Annotated in this window: 1 pseudogene; it reads left to right on the plus strand. The window is 42.9% G+C overall.

Going from position 1 to position 389, the window contains the following annotated elements:
- A pseudogene (locus tag IRZ99_RS21130) lies at positions 1 to 389 on the plus strand (hypothetical protein); the annotation flags it as partial.

Here is a 389-nt window from a genome sequence, read left to right on the forward strand (position 1 = left end):
AATGGGGAACAGGATCTACAGTTGGAACAAATCCAATTTCGGGAGCTACCTCAAATACATACGCGACAGGTACTCTTACTAGTAACACAACTTATTGGGTACAAATAGTGAACACCACTTCACCATGTACTGCTACGACTACTGGTGTTTCACAATTGATTACGGTTAATACACCATCTTCTGCACCGACAAGCATAGGGGGAACAACAACAATCTGTAACGGAGGTTCGACCACCTTAACAGCGGTTGGAGGAACTTTGGGAACAGGAGCAACTTATCAATGGGGAACAGGATCTGTAGTTGGAACAAATCCAATTTCGGGAGCTACTTCAAGTACATACGCGACAGGTACTCTTACTAGTAACACAACTTATTGGGTTCAAATAGTA

Source organism: Flavobacterium sp. LC2016-12, assembly GCF_015351595.1.
Taxonomy (GTDB): Bacteria; Bacteroidota; Bacteroidia; order Flavobacteriales; family Flavobacteriaceae; genus Flavobacterium.